Annotated in this window: 18 protein-coding genes; 9 read left to right on the top strand and 9 right to left on the bottom strand. The window is 46.6% G+C overall.

Going from position 1 to position 21,180, the window contains the following annotated elements; genetic code table 11:
* Positions 1–28: 28 nt before the first annotated feature.
* Entirely contained in the window at positions 29–1,585 is a 1,557-nt protein-coding gene (locus BWI93_RS02340; protein ID WP_094808558.1) for a tail fiber domain-containing protein, read from the bottom strand.
* Positions 1,586–2,009: 424 nt separating this feature from the next.
* Between BWI93_RS02340 and BWI93_RS02335 the strand changes: the two genes are divergently transcribed.
* A complete protein-coding gene (locus BWI93_RS02335; protein ID WP_369679082.1) occupies positions 2,010–2,918 on the top strand; it encodes an LLM class flavin-dependent oxidoreductase in 909 nt (302 codons plus the stop codon).
* Positions 2,897–3,112, top strand: a complete 216-nt coding sequence (locus tag BWI93_RS29340; RefSeq protein ID WP_369679081.1) for a hypothetical protein — start codon at positions 2,897–2,899, stop codon at positions 3,110–3,112. Before BWI93_RS02335 ends, BWI93_RS29340 begins: the two co-directional genes overlap by 22 nt.
* 115 nt (positions 3,113–3,227) lie before the next feature.
* Here the strand turns inward: BWI93_RS29340 and BWI93_RS02330 are convergent, their stop codons facing one another.
* The 3 genes from BWI93_RS02330 to BWI93_RS02320 are packed head-to-tail and all read right to left on the bottom strand — an operon-like array spanning position 3,228 to position 6,854.
* Entirely contained in the window at positions 3,228–4,466 is a 1,239-nt protein-coding gene (locus tag BWI93_RS02330) for a lipopolysaccharide assembly protein LapB (RefSeq protein WP_094808557.1), read from the bottom strand.
* Positions 4,467–4,489: 23 nt separating this feature from the next.
* On the bottom strand, positions 4,490–5,521 hold the full coding sequence (locus BWI93_RS02325) for a lipopolysaccharide assembly protein LapB (RefSeq protein WP_094808556.1): 1,032 nt from the start codon (positions 5,519–5,521) through the stop codon (positions 4,490–4,492).
* A gap of 1 nt (position 5,522) precedes the next feature.
* The gene (locus tag BWI93_RS02320; protein WP_094808555.1) at positions 5,523–6,854 is read right to left on the bottom strand and encodes an AAA family ATPase; all 1,332 of its coding nucleotides are present in this window, start codon (positions 6,852–6,854) and stop codon (positions 5,523–5,525) included.
* A gap of 214 nt (positions 6,855–7,068) precedes the next feature.
* Here BWI93_RS02320 and BWI93_RS02315 point away from each other — a divergent pair, with 214 nt between their 5' ends.
* The 5 genes from BWI93_RS02315 to BWI93_RS02295 all read left to right on the top strand — a co-directional run bounded on the left by BWI93_RS02315 (position 7,069) and on the right by BWI93_RS02295 (position 12,581).
* A complete protein-coding gene (locus BWI93_RS02315) occupies positions 7,069–7,827 on the top strand; it encodes an AraC family transcriptional regulator (protein ID WP_094808554.1) in 759 nt (252 codons plus the stop codon).
* A gap of 29 nt (positions 7,828–7,856) precedes the next feature.
* On the top strand, positions 7,857–8,999 hold the full coding sequence (locus BWI93_RS02310) for an NAD(P)/FAD-dependent oxidoreductase (RefSeq protein WP_094808553.1): 1,143 nt from the start codon (positions 7,857–7,859) through the stop codon (positions 8,997–8,999).
* Between the two features lie 559 nt (positions 9,000–9,558).
* The gene (locus BWI93_RS02305; RefSeq protein ID WP_094808552.1) at positions 9,559–10,833 is read left to right on the top strand and encodes a sialidase family protein; all 1,275 of its coding nucleotides are present in this window, start codon (positions 9,559–9,561) and stop codon (positions 10,831–10,833) included.
* 111 nt (positions 10,834–10,944) lie between these two features.
* Positions 10,945–11,841 carry a hypothetical protein gene (locus tag BWI93_RS02300; protein WP_094808551.1) on the top strand — a complete coding sequence of 299 codons (897 nt, stop codon included), beginning with the start codon at positions 10,945–10,947 and terminating at the stop codon, positions 11,839–11,841.
* A 98-nt stretch (positions 11,842–11,939) separates the two neighbouring features.
* Positions 11,940–12,581, top strand: coding sequence for an HAD hydrolase-like protein (locus BWI93_RS02295; RefSeq protein ID WP_094808550.1), 642 nt, complete (start codon positions 11,940–11,942; stop codon positions 12,579–12,581).
* On the opposite strand, the gene BWI93_RS02290 is transcribed toward BWI93_RS02295, so the two are convergent.
* Both BWI93_RS02290 and BWI93_RS02285 read right to left on the bottom strand, forming a co-directional pair.
* Positions 12,578–13,273 (bottom strand): LytTR family DNA-binding domain-containing protein, encoded by a 696-nt coding sequence (locus tag BWI93_RS02290; protein ID WP_094808549.1) that lies wholly within the window; start codon positions 13,271–13,273, stop codon positions 12,578–12,580. The two genes, BWI93_RS02295 and BWI93_RS02290, sit on opposite strands and share 4 nt — an antisense overlap.
* 1 nt (position 13,274) lies before the next feature.
* Entirely contained in the window at positions 13,275–14,297 is a 1,023-nt protein-coding gene (locus BWI93_RS02285) for a sensor histidine kinase (protein WP_176454102.1), read from the bottom strand.
* Between the two features lie 221 nt (positions 14,298–14,518).
* Between BWI93_RS02285 and BWI93_RS02280 the strand changes: the two genes are divergently transcribed.
* The gene (locus BWI93_RS02280) at positions 14,519–16,936 is read left to right on the top strand and encodes a TonB-dependent receptor (protein WP_094808547.1); all 2,418 of its coding nucleotides are present in this window, start codon (positions 14,519–14,521) and stop codon (positions 16,934–16,936) included.
* A gap of 331 nt (positions 16,937–17,267) precedes the next feature.
* Here the strand turns inward: BWI93_RS02280 and BWI93_RS02275 are convergent, their stop codons facing one another.
* The 3 genes from BWI93_RS02275 to BWI93_RS02265 all read right to left on the bottom strand — a co-directional run bounded on the left by BWI93_RS02275 (position 17,268) and on the right by BWI93_RS02265 (position 20,243).
* Positions 17,268–17,711 carry a hypothetical protein gene (locus BWI93_RS02275; protein ID WP_141217324.1) on the bottom strand — a complete coding sequence of 148 codons (444 nt, stop codon included), beginning with the start codon at positions 17,709–17,711 and terminating at the stop codon, positions 17,268–17,270.
* 193 nt (positions 17,712–17,904) lie between these two features.
* Positions 17,905–18,996 carry a sensor histidine kinase gene (locus tag BWI93_RS02270; protein ID WP_094808545.1) on the bottom strand — a complete coding sequence of 364 codons (1,092 nt, stop codon included), beginning with the start codon at positions 18,994–18,996 and terminating at the stop codon, positions 17,905–17,907.
* Positions 18,997–19,127: 131 nt separating this feature from the next.
* Entirely contained in the window at positions 19,128–20,243 is a 1,116-nt protein-coding gene (locus tag BWI93_RS02265) for a sensor histidine kinase (protein ID WP_094808544.1), read from the bottom strand.
* A 347-nt stretch (positions 20,244–20,590) separates the two neighbouring features.
* Here BWI93_RS02265 and BWI93_RS02260 point away from each other — a divergent pair, with 347 nt between their 5' ends.
* The gene (locus BWI93_RS02260; RefSeq protein WP_094808543.1) at positions 20,591–21,079 is read left to right on the top strand and encodes a MarR family winged helix-turn-helix transcriptional regulator; all 489 of its coding nucleotides are present in this window, start codon (positions 20,591–20,593) and stop codon (positions 21,077–21,079) included.
* The last annotated feature ends 101 nt before the right edge of the window (positions 21,080–21,180 follow it).

Below are 21,180 nucleotides of genomic sequence, written 5' to 3'. Positions count from 1 at the left end.
TTGAAAAACACGCTGAAAAGCCTACGGCTTACTTGGCCGCCTGAGCCTGGGTTTTGCTCACGCCCAGCAGTTGTTGTAATTCCTTGATCTGATCGGAGAGACTGGCCACGGCTTTCTCGGCGTTTTCTGCTTTGGTCGCACTCAAACGCAATTTTACATTTTCAGCTTTTAAGGCTTCAATCTGAGCTTGCTGTTCCTGAACGGCCTTCGTAAGTACTACCGTCATTTCAGCGTAATTGACGCCTAACGTTTTTAAGGAATCATCGGCAGTGGTTACTAGCTCTGGCAGAACCGCTTTTACTTCCTGAGCTACAAACCCAATTTTGTGGTCTTTGCTCAAGGTTACATCCTTGTATCGGTATCCAATCGTACGGAGACGCATAATTTCCTTCAATCCATACGCATTGTCCGTGATGTCTTTTTTGATGCGAAGGTCAGAAGGCGTAATTGTGCCCGAAGCCAGGATATTACCGATTACGTGCAATTTTTGAGTGGGAGCCAAGGTGCCAATCCCCACATTACCCTCTTCATTGACGAGCAGACGAGCCGCACCACTGGTATGGAGTCGTAAGTTTGAAGCATTCGTAGTTCCGTCCCCTACGTATTGGGAGATAATGCTACTCATGATAGAACTTCCTCCATTCACCTGTCCTCTGAAGACGATGCCTCCCAGGGTTGCATTGGTAGCTAAATTACCCGGGGTTGCTCTTGAACCAGTCGCTGAGTAAAAACTGAATCCAGGTCCAGTTGCCGCTCCATAGGATTGAATGGCGATATCATCCGTTCCTCCATCGCCCAGGCCGTCACTTAATAAGTTTAAACGTGATCCTGGATTTTCCGTACCAATCCCTACAAAACCCGTACTGGGAGCAATGGTCATGCGAAGAATGTTATCTTCACTGCCCGGTTCCAGTGAGCTTCCGGTTCCATTACCGCCCGTAAAAAAGCCAATACTTTTGGCCGAACCCGCTACAATCTTAGGGCCAATCGCACCCGTTGTACCAAATGAGCCATAACCGAAGAAAGCTCCACCGCCACTATTGCGGAAACTAATGCCTCGATCCGTGCTAATATCTCCGCCATTATCAAACATAGCTATCACGGGTTGGCTGGATTGCGGTTCTCTCACACTGAACTGATACGTTGGATTATTCGTACCAATTCCCACCTTACCTAATTGATAAATATCTTGCGTGTTGGCCGTTGCCGGAGTCCGTGTAGCTACATTATACCAGGGTTCTATGTAGGCCGCCGCCGCGGTTTTCTTACTTACCCAGCCCGTTCCATCATAGTAATATTCACCCGTACCCGCGGCTGGATAGGAGGCGTTTGAGCTAGTTAGATTGGTATTAGTGTTATAGACACTCATACCGGCTATGGGTGTAGTTCCTGCCAATCCCCAGGTTGTAGTGGTAGAGAGGGATACCCGAGGCATCAAAAGACCTTTATTTGTGCTATTGAGTTCAAGAATAGCACTCGCGTCAGGAGCACCCGTACCGCCGATTTTCATCTGGGCCTGGAGTGAAGGAGCCGCCGACAGAGCCGCCAAAAAGCAAGCAGTAGTAAGTAGTTGTTTAGTCTTCATAGTGTAAAGGAATTGGATGAAAAAATTGATTAGTAATAAATCAAGGATTACCTGACGGGTGAAACCACCAGGCCTAACAAACCGTCAAATAGAAATCAGGGAACGTTCAGGTAAAGTGAACAAACCGCGTAGTGATGGGGCTGTAAAAAAGAAAGGTTCAGTGGATAGATAGGAATCATTTTAGCGGAAACGATTTGGAATATCTAATGTGAGCGTTGCGGATCGGGGGGCAAAGGAATTGAGTATCCCATTGATAAACTATAGTAATACTTGAATCCTGGTGTAGTAGTACTTGTATTCTTCGATAAGTATCGAATTTGGATTTGGTATGATGTGCTTAAGTGAAACGTAAGTATAAAAAGGTTTTATTTTGACGAAAAAGGCTTAAAATGAAAGCTCCTTTTGGGAAAGAATTGACAAATGAATCATTTGCTGGAAATTTCCATTAAGACAACAAGTCGAATCCTATCTAGCTTTAACGCATGGAACTTGGTATTTCCAGTTTGGTGAAATCCATCCCGATCACGTTTCGGGTGGAGCACGCAATGCCCACGAACGAGTACAGCAGTTGCTCGAAGAAATTAAACTCGCCGATGAAGTCGGTCTGGACGTCTTTGCCCTGGGTGAGCACCACCGGCCTGATTTTGTGGTGTCGGCACCGGAGGTCATCCTTTCAGCGGCGGCGGCTCTGACGAAAAACATCAAACTTTCCAGTTCGGTAACCGTATTAAGTTCCGCCGATCCGGTACGGGTCTTTCAGAATTTTGCGACGCTGGATTTAGTCTCAAATGGACGGGCCGAGATCATGGCGGGGCGGGGGTCGTTTATTGAATCTTTCCCCTTGTTTGGGTACGACCTCAATGATTACGATGGCTTGTTTACGGAAAAACTGGAATTGCTGCTAGCCATTAATCAGAGCGAGAAGGTTAGCTGGGAGGGACAGTTTCGAGCAGCCATTCAGAACTTGGGTGTGTATCCAAGACCTTTACAGGAGGCTTTGCCTATATGGTTAGCCGTTGGTGGTACGCCGGCTTCGGCGGCTCGGGCTGGCTCACTGAATATACCCATGACGGTAGCCATTATTGGGGGAACGCCTGATCGTTTTGTACCTTTCGTCAAGCTCTTTCGGCAGGCGGCCGCTCAGGCGGGTCACGATGTAAGTAAACTCCCACTGGCCATCAACTCTCATTTTTACGCCGCCGATACGCCTCAACAGGCCATCGACGACTTTTTCCCACCTTATGAACTCATCATGAACCGGGTAGGACGGGAGCGGGCTGGTCACCCATTGGCCGGGATTATGTCGAATTTATGCAGAAAAGTGGCCCCTTGATGGTGGGCAGCCCCCAACAGATCATTGATAAAATCATGTACTTCTACGAGTTGTTCCAGCAAACGCGGTACCTGGCTCAACTCATCGGCGGGCATTTGGTTCCGCACAAGAAAATACTCAGAGCCATTGAATTATTCGGTACGGAAGTGGCCCCGGTGATTCGTAAGGAAATGGCTTCCCGGCAAACGGTATAAAAAGATAGAATCCTCTAAGAACTCCAGTCAGTAGAAGAGATTGCCTATAAAAAACCCGAGTTGAGATGCCTCAGCTCGGGTTTTATTCTTTTCAAGTACTCAAGAAATTGGTACTTTAAGCTCCTCGCATCGAGGCAAAGTTGTACAACCAACTGTAAATTAATACTCCGAAAAAGGCCAGATAACCCAGGAGAAGACCCAGGCCGAGGTAGACAAATCCAACCAGAACCGCTAACGCTCCCAAGCCAATAATCAACCAACTTACGACTTTAAGCCAGGTTGGAATACGTTTGGGGTGATCAAGCAATCGGGATAGCGGAATAATAACCAGCAGTCCGTACATACCTAACAGAAACAAAGGACCGTAATCCAGCCAATAATGAACGGCTAACGATAGGACCCCTACGCAAAGAGCGATACCCGTAATCCAGGCCAGCCGCTTTTGATTTTTTTCCAGAGCCATTCTTCCGTACGAATCCAGCTGTAGAATCAGGTAACCAACCGGCATCATGACCCAGGTAAAATACAGAAAGCCGATGATGAGGACCAGTAGTACATTCAAAACAGGAAAACGTTCAGCGTACTGGCGAACCAGATTCTGCCCCAGTAGTACACCCAAAATGATCGACCACTGCATGCTCGACTGGTGACGGCTCATCCAGAAGGAATAGTTGAGATAAGCCCGGTACAGAGGATTTTTGGCTTTTACGGCTTCTTTCATACCCTCCTGAGCAAACTCATACGTCGGCTTCATCCGTAAGGCTTCGGCAAAATGCTGCCGGGCCTCCGAAATATTCCCCCGTTCCAGTTTACTCCAGCCGACGGTGGCCTGCGTGTAGGCGTTATGTGGGTCGGCAGCCAGGGTTTCTTCAATGGTACTTTGCATTTCGTCCAGTCGTCCCAATTTGGTTAGGGCTTCGGTACGCGTGTTCAGACACTGCACGTGTTCGGGGTCAATGGCCAGGCCCTGGTCAGCGTAAAACAACGCTTTTTCCCAATGCTTCTGCAGGTTATGTAGCGTGCCGAGCATATTGAAATAGTCCGCATCCCAGGGATCCAGCTCAACGGCTTCCAGCAAAGCCTGTTCGGCGTCAGTATATCGTTTGACAAGGAGTAAAGTTACGCCGTGGAAATAGTGAGCAATGGAATAGTCGGGTGCCTGGCTCAGGAGTTCTTCGGCCGTTTCCAGTGCCTTTGGATACTCGTGCGTATTGATGTAAGCCTGTACGAGCAGAACCAGGGCTTCTAAATCTTCGGGTTGTTGCAACAGCCACTGCCGTAATTCCTGAATCGCTTCCGCGGTGCGGTTGAGATTCATCAGCAAACGGGCTTTATCAAGGGCATTTGATTCCAAACGAAAGAATGGTTTATGTACAGTTAATACAAAAAGTAGGCGATCAGAACAAGACAGAATCCTACGGAAAATAGAGCCGCTCTTTTCTCACGTTTCTCCAGACACATTTTTCCGAAAGGATGTAAAAGTAAGGCTGCGTTGGATAGCGGTTTCAGAAATAGATTTAGAAACAGTAAACTGACTAGGGCTACGGGAATGGCAAAGAGGAAGGCGAAGACCCGGTTTAGACTGCTTAGCCACTGCCACTCTCTAGGTACATGCTTGGGTACCCAGATGATGAATACTACGCAACATACGATTATCCAGCCTAAACGTAAGCCTCGGGCCACATCGTCATTTACATTGCCATCCCTGCAATCCATCAAAAATCGATATACGACACTATTAGCCTTAATGGACTCCAGTAGGCCGTCTCTGGGGCTCTTGACCATCGGGTCAATTCTCAGCGACGTTTTAAAATGATATTGAGCTTCCTTGATCCGATGAGCGTACAAATGTACCCAGCCTACAATGGCGTGCGTCATCGGATCTTCGGGCGTAAGGGTTAACAGATGAAAAGCTTCCGATGAATAATCATATTCCAGTAGTGAAAGTGCCGCAATCTGTATTTTCAGACACCCAACATGCTCAGCATCGATGGCTAAGCCCTGACGGCTTACATCCCAGCTTTCTTTGTACGATTTACTGGTTAGTAAAAGCTCCGCGTACAGGCAATAGTAATCCGGCTGATCGGTTTGTAATGTCAGGGCTTGATGAATGGATTCCCGGGCCTGCCCGTACTCTCCTTGGCTAGCCAGTAACATACTACGCAAGAAATACACGCGGCTATTGAAAGGCAAGGTTTTTTCCCAACGCAGAGACGTGTCCCAGGCGTTCTCGAAATCTTCCATGGCTAGATACGTCTGCATTAAGCCTTCCCATACTTCAGCAGTTTGCACTTGCTGGTGAAGCAATTGCCGATAAATGCCAAGAGCATCCCTCCACAATTTTCGATCCTGTAAAAGTTGGGCTTTGATAAGCAGGCCATTTACTTCGGCTGAAGCATCTTTATACATGCTACTTTAGCTTCAGATAAGTCAAAATATCATCGTACAGACCACTTTCATTGGAATACAAAGCGTAATTTTTAGCCGTTGCAAACCATTCTTTGGTCGTAGGGCGATGCCTGCGAAGAGCTTCCTTGAAGTCAGCCATCGTTAGGGGTAGTACCCGACCTTGCCGAAGTGATTCGGGTAATTTCTGCTCAATGGCGAGATCAACCAGAGCCCGTAAATCTGCCCCCGAATAGCCGTCGGACTGTTTGGCAATGGACTGGTAATCGATTCCTTCGAGCGGTTTATCAGCCAGCAGGATTCGCAGAATTTCTACCCGGGCCGCTACGTCGGGCGGACTCACAAACACAATACGATCAAAACGACCCGGGCGGCGGAAGGCGGTATCCAGGTACCAGGGCGTATTGGTAGCTCCCAGAATCAGGATACCTTCGTTGCTGTACTTCACCCCATCGAGTTCATCCAGAAATTGGTTGATGAGGGTACGGCCCGCCGCTTTGCGTAAATCGGTCCGGCTGGCACCCAGGGCATCAATTTCGTCGAAAAACAGAACGCAGGGCGTATGCATCCGGGCCTGCTGGAAGAGATCGTGCAGGTTTTTTTCGGAGTTACCCATCCACATATCCAGCACTTCATTGATGCCTACTGAAATAAAATTCGCTTTGATTTCACCGGCCGTAGCCCGGGCCAACAGCGTTTTCCCACAACCGGGAGGGCCGTACAGCAGGATACCGCCGCCAATTTTCTTGCCGAAGGCTTTATAAATTTCCGGGTTATTAAGTGGGTGAATCACTTTTAGAGCAATTTCCTCCTTGACGGCCGAAAGTCCTCCGACTTCGGCGAAGGTGACGCGGGGCTTTTCGATAAGCCCTGAACCTTCCGCTTCGAGGCGGTCAATCACCTCGTCAAAACTACTGGTTTGACCCAAACCCGAATCCCGAATGGCCTTATTGAGTTGCTCTTCAAATTCTGCCTGCGTTAAGGTATGATCCTGAGCGGTGGCCTGCTTGTAGTACGCATTGGCCATCTGTAGATCACCAGACGCCAGGGCAATACGAGCGAGCAGAAACAGAACCTGAGGGGAGGGAGCCGTATCCAGTAATTCTTCGGCAATGACGTGAGCCGTTGAGAAACTGGCTAGTTGCAGGTAACATTCGGCCAGTTTGAATTTTAAATCCAGGTCAGCACTGAGTTGTAGGGCCGCTTTATAGGCTTCGAGAGCTTCTTCATACCGAGCGAGCTGGTAATAAGCATCGGCCAGCATTCGCCAAAGGGGTACATTCTGCGGCGAAACCTGAAGAGCTTCGCGAAGGGCATCGAGTTGGGACTGATTCATGCCCAAAAATACGGGATCGGCTTGTTACTCGGCCTTTTTGACAAATTCAATTTTAATGGGTCGTTGTATACATCGTTAAGGCTACAGGTATGCAAAGAAGAAGGATATAGTATTTAAAATCTGGTTTTTCGTTATAGATAAAGGCTTGTTCCGCGTATTGTCTTTACGGGTACGCACTACCTTTGGGTAATCATTTGCTTACACTGGTGCCGCTATGTCAACCCACGGTCTAACTTATCAATTACGAAAGCCAGATGGCCCCCTTTCGACCTTTGTGGAGGGTTTCTGGATGCTCGAACAGTCATCCGAACAGAAGCTGCCCGTCATCGTGGTGCCCGACGGACGCGTGGATATTCTCTTTTCAAAGACTTCGACAGGGACGATACAGGCGATGTTACGCGGACTGGATACGGAACCCGGCAAGGGGGACCTTTCACCGGGTACGCGGATGTTTGCGGTGAGTTTAAACCTATTGGCTGTGGAATATGTATTGGGCGAAAGCGTAGCTACCCTGCTGAATACAGGTCGCTCCTTACCGGCAGGATTTTGGGAAATCCAGCCAGAGGATCTCCTGGATTTTACAGCCTTTTGTTCCCGCGTTAGTGAGTTCATCGAACGTCGTATTCACCCCAATCCCGATACCCGAAAGCGGCAGTTGTTTGAATTATTATACGAGTCCCGAGGCGATCTATCCGTAGAAGAACTGGCCCGGCGGGTAACGTGGAATCGTCGGCAGATCAACCGTTATTTTACCCAGTGGTTTGGCTTGCCTTTGAAAACCTACAGTACCATTCTGCGTTTTCGGGCTTCGTTTGAGCACCTTCGTCAGGGAAAACTCTTTCCGGAAGAGAACTTCACCGATCAGGCTCATTTCATTCGGGAAGTGAAAAAGTTTGCCGGTGTCGTACCCAAAGAGTTAAGCAAAAATGTCGAGGACCGATTTATACAATTTTCAACCCTCCCTGCTGTCTAGGTTTGCTGCGTACTTAAACGCAAAAAGCCATGACTATACAAGGTAAAACAATCGCCATCGTCGGCGGAGGACCGGGGGGCCTGACCCTCGCCCGTTTGTTACAACTACAAGGAGCCGAGGTAAAGGTATACGAACGGGATGTGAATGAAAAGGCCCGCGTTCAGGGAGCCACCCTGGATTTACACGAAGAGTCGGGTCTGGAAGCCCTCCGCCAGGCAGGATTAATGGAAGCTTTCTTGGTGAATTACCGACCCGATGCCGGTAAGTTACGAGTCGTAGATGCGAAGGGTACGATCTACTGGGATGATCATGTACAGGATTCGTATCAGGACGACCGTCCGGAAATTGACCGTGGGCCCTTACGAAACCTGTTGCTGGATTCATTACAGCCGGGTACGGTGGTTTGGGATCGTCAATTGATAACGATGCGACCGAAACAGGAAGGATGGGAACTGACTTTTCAAAACGGCACTTCCGTACAAGCCGATCTAGTGATTGGAGCCGACGGAGCTCGTTCCCGCATTCGAACGTTTTTAACGGAAATCAAACCCTTTTATAGTGGGATTACGGTATTGGAAGGAGCCGTTCCGAATGCCGAAACAGCCAGTCCATCCATTTATAAGCTGTTAAAAGGAGGCAAGATCTTTGCTTTAGGAAACAGTCAGTCACTGATTGTGAGTTCGAAAGGGGATGGTAGTATGTCTTTCTACGCAGGATTCAGAACGGAAGAAGACTGGGCACGGACGTCAAGGATTGACTTCACCCAAAAAGAGCAGGTACTGGCCTGGTTCCAATCGGAATTTGCGGCGTGGGATGATCACTGGTCTGAACTGTTTACCCAAGCCGAAACGCCCTTTATCCCTCGCCCGCAGTACTGCATGCCCTTAGACCAAACCTGGGAAGCACAAGCTAACCTGACTCTGCTGGGTGACGCGGCTCACCTGATGCCCCCTTACGCCGGGGAAGGCGTGAATATGGCCATGGCGGATGCTCTTGAATTGAGCCAGTGCTTGACGAATCCCACTTATACGACTATGCTGGAAGCCATTGCAGCCTATGAACAGCAGATGCGATCCCGGGCCTCGCAAGTGGCTAAAGCTACTCTCGAATCTACTGAAATGCTGCACGCTCCGGGAGCTTTGGAAGCCTTAGTAGCGGTATTTCAGGGATAGTGCTGGTTTATGTGATTAGAGAACGGGCTTGGCTTACCCCATGGGTAGGGCAGGCCTTCTCGTTCGAGAAAAGTTACCAATGATTAGGAACTGGTTCCAATCTCCGCTGCTGTTAGGGGTAAGGTAAAACCCAACCTTAGGCAATGGGTCGAGCCCAAAGCTCCTTTTGTAGTTTCCACTGGACGAACTAGAGTTCTAGGTTTACCTTATTGTTTAGTAGCGTATTAAGGGCTGTCCTGGTGGGCAGAGACAATAATGGAAATTTTAAATTATTATAACGTTTTTTTTACGTTATAATAATTTAATTAAATTTAATCTTCTTTGGATTTCTACTCTTCATTAGCTCAACGTTTATCCCACTCATAGCTATTCCATACCTACTAACCATTCACCTCTCCTTTCTTTTACATCTCATTTATTATCGATTGAGTCTCATTTAATTGTATTTTGAGCTAATTGCTATTTAGACTAGTTCTTAATCGTTATGTTTGTTCCTACATTCCCAGCACCTTCCCAACAACTATAGCTGGCCTTGATCATATCTAAACTTTATCCGATTATGGTACGTCTTACGTATTTTCTCCTGCTTTGGTGCTTGAGCCTGGGAGCCTTCGCGGCCCATCCATTGTTTAGTGATACGACTAAAGTATACGGTCTTCCACTCCTGACTAAAACGCCCAAAGGGGATGTAATTTTATCCTGGACCGAGAAGGATAACCAAAGTGTAGTGGGTTACTACTTTGCAACGTCTACCGATCAGGGTCAGCATTTTTCCGACAAACAACTGATCTTTTCAGCACCCGGCATTGGAACAGGTCAGCTGATGCGGCCCAAACTCATTTTCAAAGGAGACGGAACCTGGGTGGCCGTTTTCACCTATAATCCCAAAATGACGGCTAAACCGATGGTGGCAACTACCACCCCGGCCGCTGCTCCACAAGGGGGTGGCCATGAAGGTCATGGTACCCGGCCAACCGGTGGCGGAGGTCGTCCCAACATGGGTGATCGGAAAGCCATGCAGGTCGTGTATACGTTTTCCAAAAATGCTGGCAAAAGCTGGTCTACGCCCCAGCCCGTGTACCAGGATGTAGACGTACCTGCTCTGCGGGGCTTTTTCGACGCTACGGTCATGGCCAATGGTGAAGTAGCCGTTGCTTATCTGAAAGATGTGGTCGGCAGTACCAAACACGAAGAGCGTGATTTACGCCTGGTTGTATCGAAAGGAGATCGCTTTGAACCCGAACAATTGCTGGACCCTACACCCTGCGATTGCTGCCCCATTAGTTTGCTGACTGATACCGATGGCAAGCTTAACGTATACTATCGCGATAACCGTGACAACATTCGTGACATTGCCCGACTGGTTTCCAAAGACAATGGCAAAACGTTTTCGCAATCCGAGATTCTGCACGATGATAACTGGCAGATCAACGGTTGCCCGCATTCAGGTGCCGTTTCCGTACGTTCGGGTAAAAGCGGACTAGTATCGTGGTTTTCGGCGGGTAAGAACGAACCCGGTCTTCGTCTGGTAACGACCGAAGGCAAAAAACTGCTCGTTATTACGGATCCATCGGCTAAAAATGCCGCCCTGGTGGGTTCGAAAGACGGCGGGGTTTTACTCTGGGACCAGAACAAACAGGATGGTGCCGGTAAAAGCATTGCGTACCGGACAGTTAAAGGCACTGCCGTTTCTGATACAAAATGGCTCAATGAAACCGCCAGTACCATGAATCCGAGTGGTTTGATGGTGGGCAACAACCAACTTCTGATCGCTAGTGAAGTGGCTACGCCCCAAGGGAAAAATTCCATTCAACTCACGAAGGCGTCTTTGTAAATACTTGTATTACGCATAAAAAAAGACCAGTCTGCACAAGGCTGGTCTTTTTTATGGCTAGTTGATCTATTTTCCGTACTTTCAATTCCCGTACGTATCGCTCCCTTCTGCATGAAATCATTCAGCCTGCTCAGTTTTCTTTTCGTAGTTTGCTTAAAATCCTGGGGTCAGGAGAAACCCGTCCGCATCCCCTTTCAACTGACTCCCGCCAATAACATCTCGGTACGGGTTCTCATCAATCGGATCGATACCTTACAGCTCATGTTCCACACGGCATCGGGTGGACTCACGCTTACGGAAGACGCTACGCGAAACGTGCGAAGTCTGCAATTTGCCCGAACCGATACGGTCAAAAGCTGGGGTGGTGAGGGAAATGCCTCCCGGTATAGTCCAAACAATACCTTGCAACTGGGCGATCTTACCTATGAACAGGTTTCCATTTGGGAAAACAAATATTCGGGGCCTGGTACCGATGGAAAATTTGGCCTTGATTTTTTCGCGGGCCGGGTGGTTGAGATCAATTTTGACGAGAAAGTCCTTGTCATTCATCAGCATCTTCCCAAGGCCATGCGGGGATACGAGAAACTTCCGCTGAAGGTTCAGCAGGATATGCTTTATCTGGAGGGAGGGCTGGTTATCGGAACGGACACGCTGCGTCATTCTTTTCTCATGCATTCGGGGTATGCGGGTAGCTTGTTACTGGATGATGCATGGGTGGCTCAGCACGCTCAGATTCAACATTTGCCCGTTATCAGTGGCCAGGAGTTAAAGGATTCGTACGGCAATCGTTTAAAGACCAAGAAATCCAGTCTGTCGGCTTTTTTGCTGGGAAAGGCTAAGCTCCAGCAGGTTCCGGTCAGTTTTTTTGAGGGAGCGATCGGCCGACAGAAAATCAGTGTATTGGGCGGTGATGTGCTGAAACGATTCAATTGGATCATTGACGTTACCGGAGGATATGTGTACGTGAAGCCGAACCGTTTACAAAAAGCTCCATTTAGTACAACGTAACCTCAATACATCCGGCAGATTAGCTGATTCATTCATTACTAGCAGGATTACCATCGGTAACGCTACTATCTTTGTAATCACCTGAAACCACCGCCCCCATGCCTTATAAACTGGTCATTTTTGATTTTGACGGTACCCTGGCCGATTCCTTTCCGTACTTCCTGCGTACGGTAAATACGCTGGCTCTTACCTATAAGTTTCCCGTCATTCAACCCGAAGACGTGGATCACTTACGGGGTATGGATGCCCGACAAATGATGAAACGAGCCAAGCTACCCGCCTGGAAAATGCCGCTGATTGCCCGCTCGTTTATCCGCCTCATGGCCCGAGATATTGATCAAATTCAGTTGTTTGAAGGCATTCCGGTTGTGTTACACCAACTTGCCGAACAGGGCGTTCGGTTAGCCATCGTCAGTTCCAATAGTGAAGCCAATATACGCCGCGTACTGGGGCCAGCCTGTGCTTCGCTCATTTCCTATTACGGATGCGGGGCTTCCCTGTTTGGGAAGCGGAGAAAGTTTACCAAAGCCATGAAGCGAAACGGCGTTCTAGCCCACGAAACCATCTGCATCGGGGATGAACTTCGGGATCTGGAAGCAGCCCGTCAGGTAGCTACGGCGTTTGGAGGCGTCGCCTGGGGGTATACCCGGGCGGATGTACTAGCTTCGCACCCTGACGTTACGCTGTTTCATACCTCCACGGATTTGTTACAGAAAGTGCTAGGTGTACCGCAACCTTAAGCTAAGCCCACCTCCCGAAGAAACTGCTCGCGGTAATTGGCTCCAATCGGAATCTCGTAGCCATCCAGGAAAATGCGATTTCCTTCAATATGCGAGATCTTGGACTTGTTGACTAAAAAGGAACGATGTACCCGCAGAAATACCGTACCCGGCAAAAGTTCTTCCACCCGCGTAAACGTCATCGCTGGTAGAATCATCTGCTTTGGTGTAACGATCTTCGTATTATTTCCACTGGCCTCGGCAAAGAGGATTTCTTCGTGTAGGAGTTTATAGATACGACCTTCGGATTTAAGAAAGACAAAGCTTTCCGACTTGTCAGGCAGAGCTACGGGCGTAGGCCGTAAAGCGGCCAGAGCCTTGTCAACGGCTACGATGAAACGTTCCAAGGAAAAGGGTTTCAATAAGTAATCGCAAGCAGCCAGATCGAAGGCGTCTACGGCGTATTCTTTGTAGGCTGTGGTGAAAATAACCTGCGGGGGCTGGCGAAGCGTTTTCAGAAAGGCAATGCCATCCAGCACGGGCATGTTGATGTCGAGAAACAGAATCGATACGGCTTGCTGTTGCAGGATCGCCTTGGCTTCCAGAGCATTACCGCAACTGGCCATGACCCGAAGCTGGGGTAAATGACTACAATACGTCTCGATGATTTGCCGGGCAATCGGCTCGTCATCCACAATCAGGCAGGGCACCATGTTACTTCTTCTTTAACTGTAAAAGAACCTGATAAAACGTCGGCTGGGCGTTGATCGTTAAGGTATGTTCGCCGGGATACAAAAGCTCTAACCGTTTCCGGGCATTCTCCAGACCCAGGCCACTGTTTTTATTGAGCGTCTGAGCTTCTAGTTTCTCGTACGAATTTCGAACGGAAAACAAAATGGAATCGGCCCAGCGTTTCAGTTCAATTTCAATGGTAATCTTCGATTCAACCGTGTTTTTAGAATGTTTGAAGGCATTTTCAACAAACACAATCAACAACATCGGGGCAATTTGCACGCTAGGATCATGAATGCTTTCCCACTGTACCCGTAAATTGAGCCGATCTCCTAACCTGATCTTTTCAAAAGCAATGTAGTTATCCAGGTACGAAAGTTCATCGACCAAGGGCACCCATAGGACTTTGGTTTCGTAGACAGAATAGCGTAAAAGATCCGAAAGTTTTAACAGCAGGGGCGGGACTTTCTCGTGATCGGTCAATGACAATCCGTATAGATTGTTAAGCGTATTGAATAAGAAGTGTGGACTTAACTGGGACTGTAACAATTGCAACTCACTCTGACTTTGTTCCGCCGATACCTGAGCATCCTTCAACTGTAAAGTGATGGCGGTACGGATGTGCTTGACAAACATACCCACCAGAATACTTAAAGCCGTAAAGGGCGTGATGAAGATAACGAGATTCAAGAAAGAGGGTAAGGTATTAATAAGTAATAAAGCAATACAGCAAAAGAGAATTAGAATAAGCAGAATGATTAATTGTCGATTGGGAATGCGGGTTTGGTTAACCGTCAAAAGCTGTGAAAAGGTCCGACCGAGGTAGATCCCCCCCACAAAGTACACGCCCGCCAGCAACGCAACCTGGTCTTCGTGCTTACCCGCCAGGACCCGTTCGAAATACGGTTCTAACAGGAAATAGACGACGAAAACGACCGCCGCCGCGATCAACAGATGCAGAATCCGACTCGTCTGAAAAAGGTTTATAGAGCTTGTTGCTTTCATTATACTTAAGTTTTGCCGAAAACTACGGGATCGACCATAGGCTTGAAAACTTTCCGGTTGAACAGGCTGCCTTTCCTTACCAATACTGTTTAAAAGCGGACGAATGGGTTTAACCCCTGAAATGCTCATTCTGTCCGTCTCCTTATGCCCTCCATCCGGATCATTAGGGCTACCGATCGAGTCACTGCACTTTCGCCGACGAAACAATTCGCTCGTCTGTTATGAAACGCTTACTGACCGTACTCGTCTTTTTGCCACTGTTCGTCTGGGCTCAGGATTCCACCTATACCTTACAGGGCAGGATTCAGAATGAACAGGCTCGCCCCATTCCCGGAGCAACGATTCTACTTTTGAAACATACAAAAGTACTGCAAGGGGTAGTTGCCGATAGTACCGGACATTTTGAGTTACATCGGCTGGCGAAGGAAACTTATCAGGTACAGGTGACCGCTTTGGGATACGAAAGCTACACCAGCCCATCCTTTTTCCTGAATCGCAGCCCCTGGAATCTTTCGGTCATTAAGCTTCAGCCTTCAAAGAATACGGACTTAAAGGAAGTAAAGATTACGGGTAAACGTCCGTTGATTGAGCACGATCTGGATAAAACGATTGTGAATGTCGAAAATCTGCTGAGTAGTGCAACCAGTCACGTGCTGGAAACGCTTGAAAAGGTACCGGGAATCACGGTGGACACGGATGGCACGATTCGCTTAAATGGCATGAGCAGTGTCACCGTACTCATGGATGGGAAGCCGACGTATTTGTCCGGTCGCGATCTGGCCGATTATCTGCGGTCGTTACCCGCTTCGTCCCTTGACCGACTGGAACTGATGACGAATCCATCCACTAAATACGATGCTGCCGGTAGTGCTTTGCTGAATATCAAACGCAAGAAAGAACGCTTGCAGGGCCTGAATGGTAGCCTGAATGCCAATTACAGTCAGGGTTGGAAAAGTCGAACGAACCAAAGTGTATCGCTTCAGTATACCCAGCAAAAATTACGACTGTCCGGGCTATTTTCTCATAGTAAGGATGGCAATCAAACCCGTGAACAAGTGGACCGAACCTTTACCGAGGCATCCGGTCAGTCGGAGGCTTTTGTCAATCTGATGAATCGCTCCTGGCTCAGCGGTCATAGTCTGACGGGTAAACTGGAAATCGAGTACGCGTTTACGAAAAAAACTTCGCTCAGTCTGGAGCTGGATTATACGCACGCCCCCAAACGGGAAGGGTTATCCTACCTGAGTAAGCGTTTTGCCCCAGAGCTGGATTCTACCGGACGTGGCTCGATTGATGCTCATTCGCAACGAAACAATCGCGGCCTCTCCCTCCATTTACAGCGGGAATTTGACCGCAAAGGGCAGGAATGGACCGTAGACCTTACACACTGGTCGTACGGTAATCAAAGCACGCAATTCCTGCAAAATCAAAGTTATGATCCCCATGAAGTGTTAGTAACTGACCAGCGATTTAGGTATGATCTTCCTTCCTCACTACTGATCAGTACGGCTAAAACGGACTTTACCCGTCCATTCGCTAGCGGTGGTAAGCTCGAAGCGGGTTTAAAATGGAGTCACGTAACCAACGATCTTGATTCCCGGTACTATCAACGCGTAGACAACGAGTTCATCCCTAATTACCGACAGTCCAATCATTTCATCTATCAGGAATCGATTCGTTCGGTATATATTAATGCTCGCAAAAATGGCAAACGCTGGCAGGCCCAGGCGGGGCTGCGGCTCGAACAAACGGGGCTAAAGGGTGAGCAGCGGGAAAATCCGGAAGTACCCGAATCCAGTTTTTCCCGACAATACACCAATGTGTTTCCCAGTATCTTTCTGAGTTATAAACTCGATAGTGCGGGTACGCGATCACTAACGCTGAGTGCCAGTCGCCGGATCAACCGACCGAATTACCAGCAGTTAAATCCCTTCCTATTTTATCTCGATAACTATACGTATACCTCAGGAAATCCCCAGCTTTTACCGGCCTATCCCCAGCAATTCGAGCTTAAGTATCAACACAATACCATTTGGGGTCTGAGTTTTCAGTATAACCAGTTTCGTAATATCATTTTTCAAACAACTCAGGCCGTGGGAGATATTTTCATTACACGTCCCGGAAACATTGCCAACGGCAAACTCCTTTCGCTTTCAGCTTACGCCTCCTATAATCCCTTTCCCATTTGGACATTCATGGCGTCTGGCGGGTTCGTGCATCTGACTATTTTACCGACTGAACTCTACGGACAAGCCCTCGATGCCCAGTTGCTAACGGGTCGTATCAACGTAACGAATCAATTGAAACTGGGTAAAACCTGGCGAGCGGAATGCACCATCAGTTATACGGGTCCCAGTATCAATGGTCAACGCAGGAGTCAATCCCTGTATCGAATCAACGCTGGAATTCAAAAGTCACTTTGGTCCAATAAAGCAAGCATCAATCTGATGGTGGAAGACTGGCTTCGAAGCTGGGTACAGCGTGAACAAACCGGCAGTCTGCAAGGGGCTACGGAGTTTCGGACCAGTCGAACCGACACACGTCGGATAGGTCTGGCCTTTGCGTATCGTTTTGGCAAACAAACCCGTAATCGTTCCTATAGTGATGCTACCCAGGAGGAAAAAGGACGGGTTAATTAAGCGGATGAACCTTGCGATCTTTCACGAGATTTCAGTATTCACTATTCCTTTCAGATCAGTCTCGTTCTACACGATTCTCAACCATCCATCAGATTTAGTACTGAATTTTTCTAAAGTATTGATAACTAAGCTTCTACTTGGTTGTTTTACATTTCTTGAATGGACGTCTAACAAATGTAAAATCAGTCGACGCTAGCTCGTTTTTAGGGCGTGGAACACTTGAAAATCTCGAAAGACAATTTGTCAGGCCTTTTTAAAGCCCGCGAGAATTAAACAGAAAGATTTTTCCAGAGTACGTTCGGAAGGATCAAAATCTCAGAATGGTGCAGCGTTAGGGTTGTCGGGTGTAGATATAAGCTTGGGCATCTACTTCCCGTCCGTAGTCCAGGATAAGTTCCTCCTCACAGATGTACATCCTGGATTTTCCCAATTGTCGCAAGTACGAAGTTTCGACACTATCCATAACCGACAATTGAAGGGGGCGATCCGCTAGAGAAATTTCATAAGGCATTCGGGGAGAAGTACGGCCTTGAGCAGTAACCTGGCACGTGTAGTTAGCAAAGAAATGAACTACTTGGTTGGGTATTGTATCGTGCTTTACAAACCCACCTTTAACGGTCTTTAGTCGCCAGGTTCCTAGTAACCGACGGGACCCTTCTTCCACGGAAGTCACATATGCTTGCGAAGCATCGCAATCCACTGGCCTGGGAGAAGAAGGTGTTTTTTTACAGCTAACTAAAACGAGCAGTGATACAAAAACAAGTAGATAGTTCATAGCCATTAGGTTTTACGAATAAGACCCGAATGGATTAACGAACGTTGGAAAGGTTAAGGAAAAAGTAAATCCTGAAGCTAGTTACTAACTCAGCTTTATTTGAATGGAACAGCTTCAAAATTTATCAATCCTGCCAATCGATTGATCTTTATACATACAGAAAGACTTTATCTCTAACCTTCAATACCGTAGTTTATTTATAAGAAGAAGTGCTATCTACTAGTAAAGGAGCTTTCGCAGTAAAATAATTATCCTGTTGAGCGATAACAATAGAGCGGTCGGCCAGCAATTGATAACGTTCCTGTATATTTTTTAAACCAATACCTGATCCAGTCTGGAAGTCATTTTCAAAATCGACTTTGGGCTGATAGTTATTTCTGACTACGATATAATCCTGTTCGTCAAAGATTTCAACGGATAATGGTTTGCCAGAGGACATAATGTTATGTTTGATTGCATTCTCCACTAAGGTTTGCAAGGCATACGGCGGAATTTTGGCTTGTCTAGCCTGTTCACTGACACGAAAGGCAATGCGTAAGGCTCCTTCAAAACGTTCCTGTAAGATATAGACATAAGATTCCACAAACTGTAATTCATCCGCAACAGAAATCAAACTATTCTGATCGTGATCTTGAAGCTGATAACTAACTACTTTGTTTAATTCTGCAATGTATTTTTTGGTCCAGTCATCACCATTACCTGATCCCAACACCTGCAATGAATTGTACAGAAAGTGGGGTGTCATCTGCTGTTGTAATACTATCAGTTGAGCAGTAAGCTTTTCATTTTTAGCTTGCTCTATTTGAATCTTAGCCAGCATCACATCTCTACGCTTCACGTAAAAATAAGCGAACGGTAGGAGAAAAGAAACCATCATTAGGCCTCTAAGTGACAACCGAAATAAGGCCCATGGCAAGGGGTAGCTTTCCAAAGATCTTGCTGTGTAAATCTCACCTAGGGAATGGAAAGCGTAATGGAAACCAATGGAAATAAATAGGCAGGCTAAAGCACTAGCTAAAATTTTCTGCCAGACTTGGGGTATACTTTGTTCATGAAGAATGTACAGAATGGCCAACCAGCTGCTGCAACACATCAGGAAAAGAAAAAACTGTGAAACCAGCAAATTTACGGGGTCACGCTGCCAATCGTGAGGAAAACGCAGGGGCAATGCATAAACGTAAATTAAAAGAAAACAGAAGATAATTCCCGGCTTAATCAGTTCACGGGCAGAACCATCCTTTATATACTTGTTATCTCTGAAGAAGGAGAGAAATGAACTTTCCATACTGATGTATTGTAAAATTACAGCTACTTAAAACCCCTTTCGTATGTGCTTGCTTGGTAAGTAAAAATGACAGAGCCGTCTGGAAGGAATGACCTATTTTTTAAATGAAAATATAAAACCTTTTAATCACCCTAACTACCATTATCAATCAAGGATTCGTGTATTAAAGGTTCGAAAATCAGAGGAGCTTTAGCTATAAAACGGTCATTTTGCTGAGTAATCTCCAGAGTGCGATCATGTATCAATTGGTATCGCTCCTGAATATTTTCAAGAGCGGTGTCGGCGATCGTTTGACGAGCCTTTTCTGAATCTTCCTTGTACTGGTAATCACTCGTTACAATAATGTAATCTAACTCATCATAAATCTCAATGCGTAAGGGTTGCTTGCTGGACATACTATAAGGCTTCATCGCATTTTCTACCAGAGTTTGCAACGTATAAGGAGGAATTTTTGCTTTCCAGACCTCCTCACTTATCCGCATAGTTACTTCCAGCTTTCCTTCAAAACGCTCTTTCAATAGGTAGATGTAGGACTCAACGAATTGCAACTCCTGAAGCAGAGTAATCAGACTCTGTTTATGACTGTTTCCGTATAGTTGATAACGAATAATTTTACTTAATTCGACAATATATTTTTTAGTCCAGTCGTCCTTATTCCCTGATTTCAATACATTTAATGAATTAAATAAAAAGTGGGGTGTCATCTGCTGTTGTAACAGCTTGATCTGAGCGGTAAGCTGTTGACTCTTCACGGCTTCAATTTGTAAGTTTGAATCCAGCCATTCTTTCTGCTTCATATAAAAATAGGCAAGTGGATAAAAAAACAGCCAAATCGCCAGGCCGCGATTAAACAAACGAAATAAAGCCCAATACAGCGGATAAGTACTTAAGGGTTTTAAAGGGTAATCCTCAGCCAGACCATTAAAAGTATAGTAGAACAAGATAGAAGTGAGTCCACTTCCCACGAAACTAACCACAGCTTTTTGCCAGGTTTTGGGAATTTTTGGCTCATGAAAAATAATCAATATGAGAACCCACACTGAACTACAGAGCAGCAGCAGAAAAATCTGGGAGAGGACCAGGTTAACGGGATTCATCTTCCATTGACCTTCCATGATGCGGGCAGTCAGAATATAACCATTAATCAAAAAAAAGGATAAAATAAGTCCCGGCTTGATGAGTTCACGAACGGACCTGTCTTCGAAGTAAGCGTTTTTTCTAAGGTTAGAAAAGAGAATATGATTCATTAATTCGACCCGATAACACGTAAAGAAGGGTTAAATATAAGGGATATAGAACCTTTTTGCCAAGTCATTGACATTGATTAAGACAATAAAGCGTTTACTATGGTTTTGAAACGAACAGGGTAGGAGTAAGGCCCGATTTCGTAGACTATACTCCATTTCTTATCAATTCTGCTTAACATAAGCATAATTATGAAACATATATTTATCTTATTTTATACTCAATGTTACTATAATCATTATCTAGACAACAATAGTTATTTTAACAGATACTGAGTCAGTAAGTTGTAGCTTCTGAGCGGTACAACCGTAACATATTCTATTAATTTTGACGAAACGAGCCTGCTTACATGAAAAAGCTTACTGAAGATATAATCGTTACCAACCTAGAATCTCAATTAGGAAATTCCGTCGCCATTTCATTCAATATGGTCAATATGCTCATGGTAAGGTTGCTGGACCGTGAGTACATTCGTAGAGGCTTTACTTTCCAGTTTGATCAGGTTCCTGTATTAGCTATTGTTCATCTGGCGGGTGATTCCCTTTTGTCGCAGCAGGACATTGCAACCCTCATCAAACGGGATAAATCCAGTGTACGCCGCTCCCTACAGGTACTGGAACGAGATGGGTACGTACAGACACTCGCAGATACCGCAGATAAACGTAAGAAATTGATCAGGCTAACTGATAAGGGCAAACTGGTTGTTGAAATGGCTTTTAGCACTGCCAGCCGATTCGATGATTTCCTGGCTAAAGAATTGAGTACAGACGAACTCGATCAGCTGAATCAGACGCTCAAGAAGATGCACGCATTGTACGAACGACAGTTAGCGGATTAGAACTTCACTCTACCCATTTCAGCAAGTTGAGTAGATATATTCCCAAAATCCACTTATTTATTTGAAGCCATCGTCGATATTTTAATATCGGGGATATATCT

It is taken from the genome of Siphonobacter sp. BAB-5385 (genome assembly GCF_002261125.1).
Taxonomy (GTDB): domain Bacteria; phylum Bacteroidota; class Bacteroidia; order Cytophagales; family Spirosomataceae; genus Siphonobacter.
This window is presented reverse-complemented; position numbering and strand designations above follow the sequence as displayed.

Excerpts from the sequence above, each read along its gene's own strand:
- BWI93_RS02260 (WP_094808543.1), top strand. The coding sequence starts at position 20,591 with ATGAAAAAGCTTACTGAAGATATAATCGTTACCAACCTAGAATCTCAA.
- BWI93_RS02320 (WP_094808555.1), bottom strand. The coding sequence starts at position 6,854 with ATGAATCAGTCCCAACTCGATGCCCTTCGCGAAGCTCTTCAGGTTTCG.
- BWI93_RS02280 (WP_094808547.1), top strand. The coding sequence starts at position 14,519 with ATGAAACGCTTACTGACCGTACTCGTCTTTTTGCCACTGTTCGTCTGG.
- BWI93_RS02300 (WP_094808551.1), top strand. The coding sequence starts at position 10,945 with ATGAAATCATTCAGCCTGCTCAGTTTTCTTTTCGTAGTTTGCTTAAAA.
- BWI93_RS02315 (WP_094808554.1), top strand. The coding sequence starts at position 7,069 with ATGTCAACCCACGGTCTAACTTATCAATTACGAAAGCCAGATGGCCCC.
- BWI93_RS02295 (WP_094808550.1), top strand. The coding sequence starts at position 11,940 with ATGCCTTATAAACTGGTCATTTTTGATTTTGACGGTACCCTGGCCGAT.
- BWI93_RS02275 (WP_141217324.1), bottom strand. The coding sequence starts at position 17,711 with ATGAACTATCTACTTGTTTTTGTATCACTGCTCGTTTTAGTTAGCTGT.
- BWI93_RS02305 (WP_094808552.1), top strand. The coding sequence starts at position 9,559 with ATGGTACGTCTTACGTATTTTCTCCTGCTTTGGTGCTTGAGCCTGGGA.
- BWI93_RS02265 (WP_094808544.1), bottom strand. The coding sequence starts at position 20,243 with ATGAATCATATTCTCTTTTCTAACCTTAGAAAAAACGCTTACTTCGAA.
- BWI93_RS02270 (WP_094808545.1), bottom strand. The coding sequence starts at position 18,996 with ATGGAAAGTTCATTTCTCTCCTTCTTCAGAGATAACAAGTATATAAAG.
- BWI93_RS02310 (WP_094808553.1), top strand. The coding sequence starts at position 7,857 with ATGACTATACAAGGTAAAACAATCGCCATCGTCGGCGGAGGACCGGGG.
- BWI93_RS02340 (WP_094808558.1), bottom strand. The coding sequence starts at position 1,585 with ATGAAGACTAAACAACTACTTACTACTGCTTGCTTTTTGGCGGCTCTG.
- BWI93_RS02285 (WP_176454102.1), bottom strand. The coding sequence starts at position 14,297 with ATGAAAGCAACAAGCTCTATAAACCTTTTTCAGACGAGTCGGATTCTG.
- BWI93_RS29340 (WP_369679081.1), top strand. The coding sequence starts at position 2,897 with ATGCAGAAAAGTGGCCCCTTGATGGTGGGCAGCCCCCAACAGATCATT.
- BWI93_RS02290 (WP_094808549.1), bottom strand. The coding sequence starts at position 13,273 with ATGGTGCCCTGCCTGATTGTGGATGACGAGCCGATTGCCCGGCAAATC.
- BWI93_RS02325 (WP_094808556.1), bottom strand. The coding sequence starts at position 5,521 with ATGTATAAAGATGCTTCAGCCGAAGTAAATGGCCTGCTTATCAAAGCC.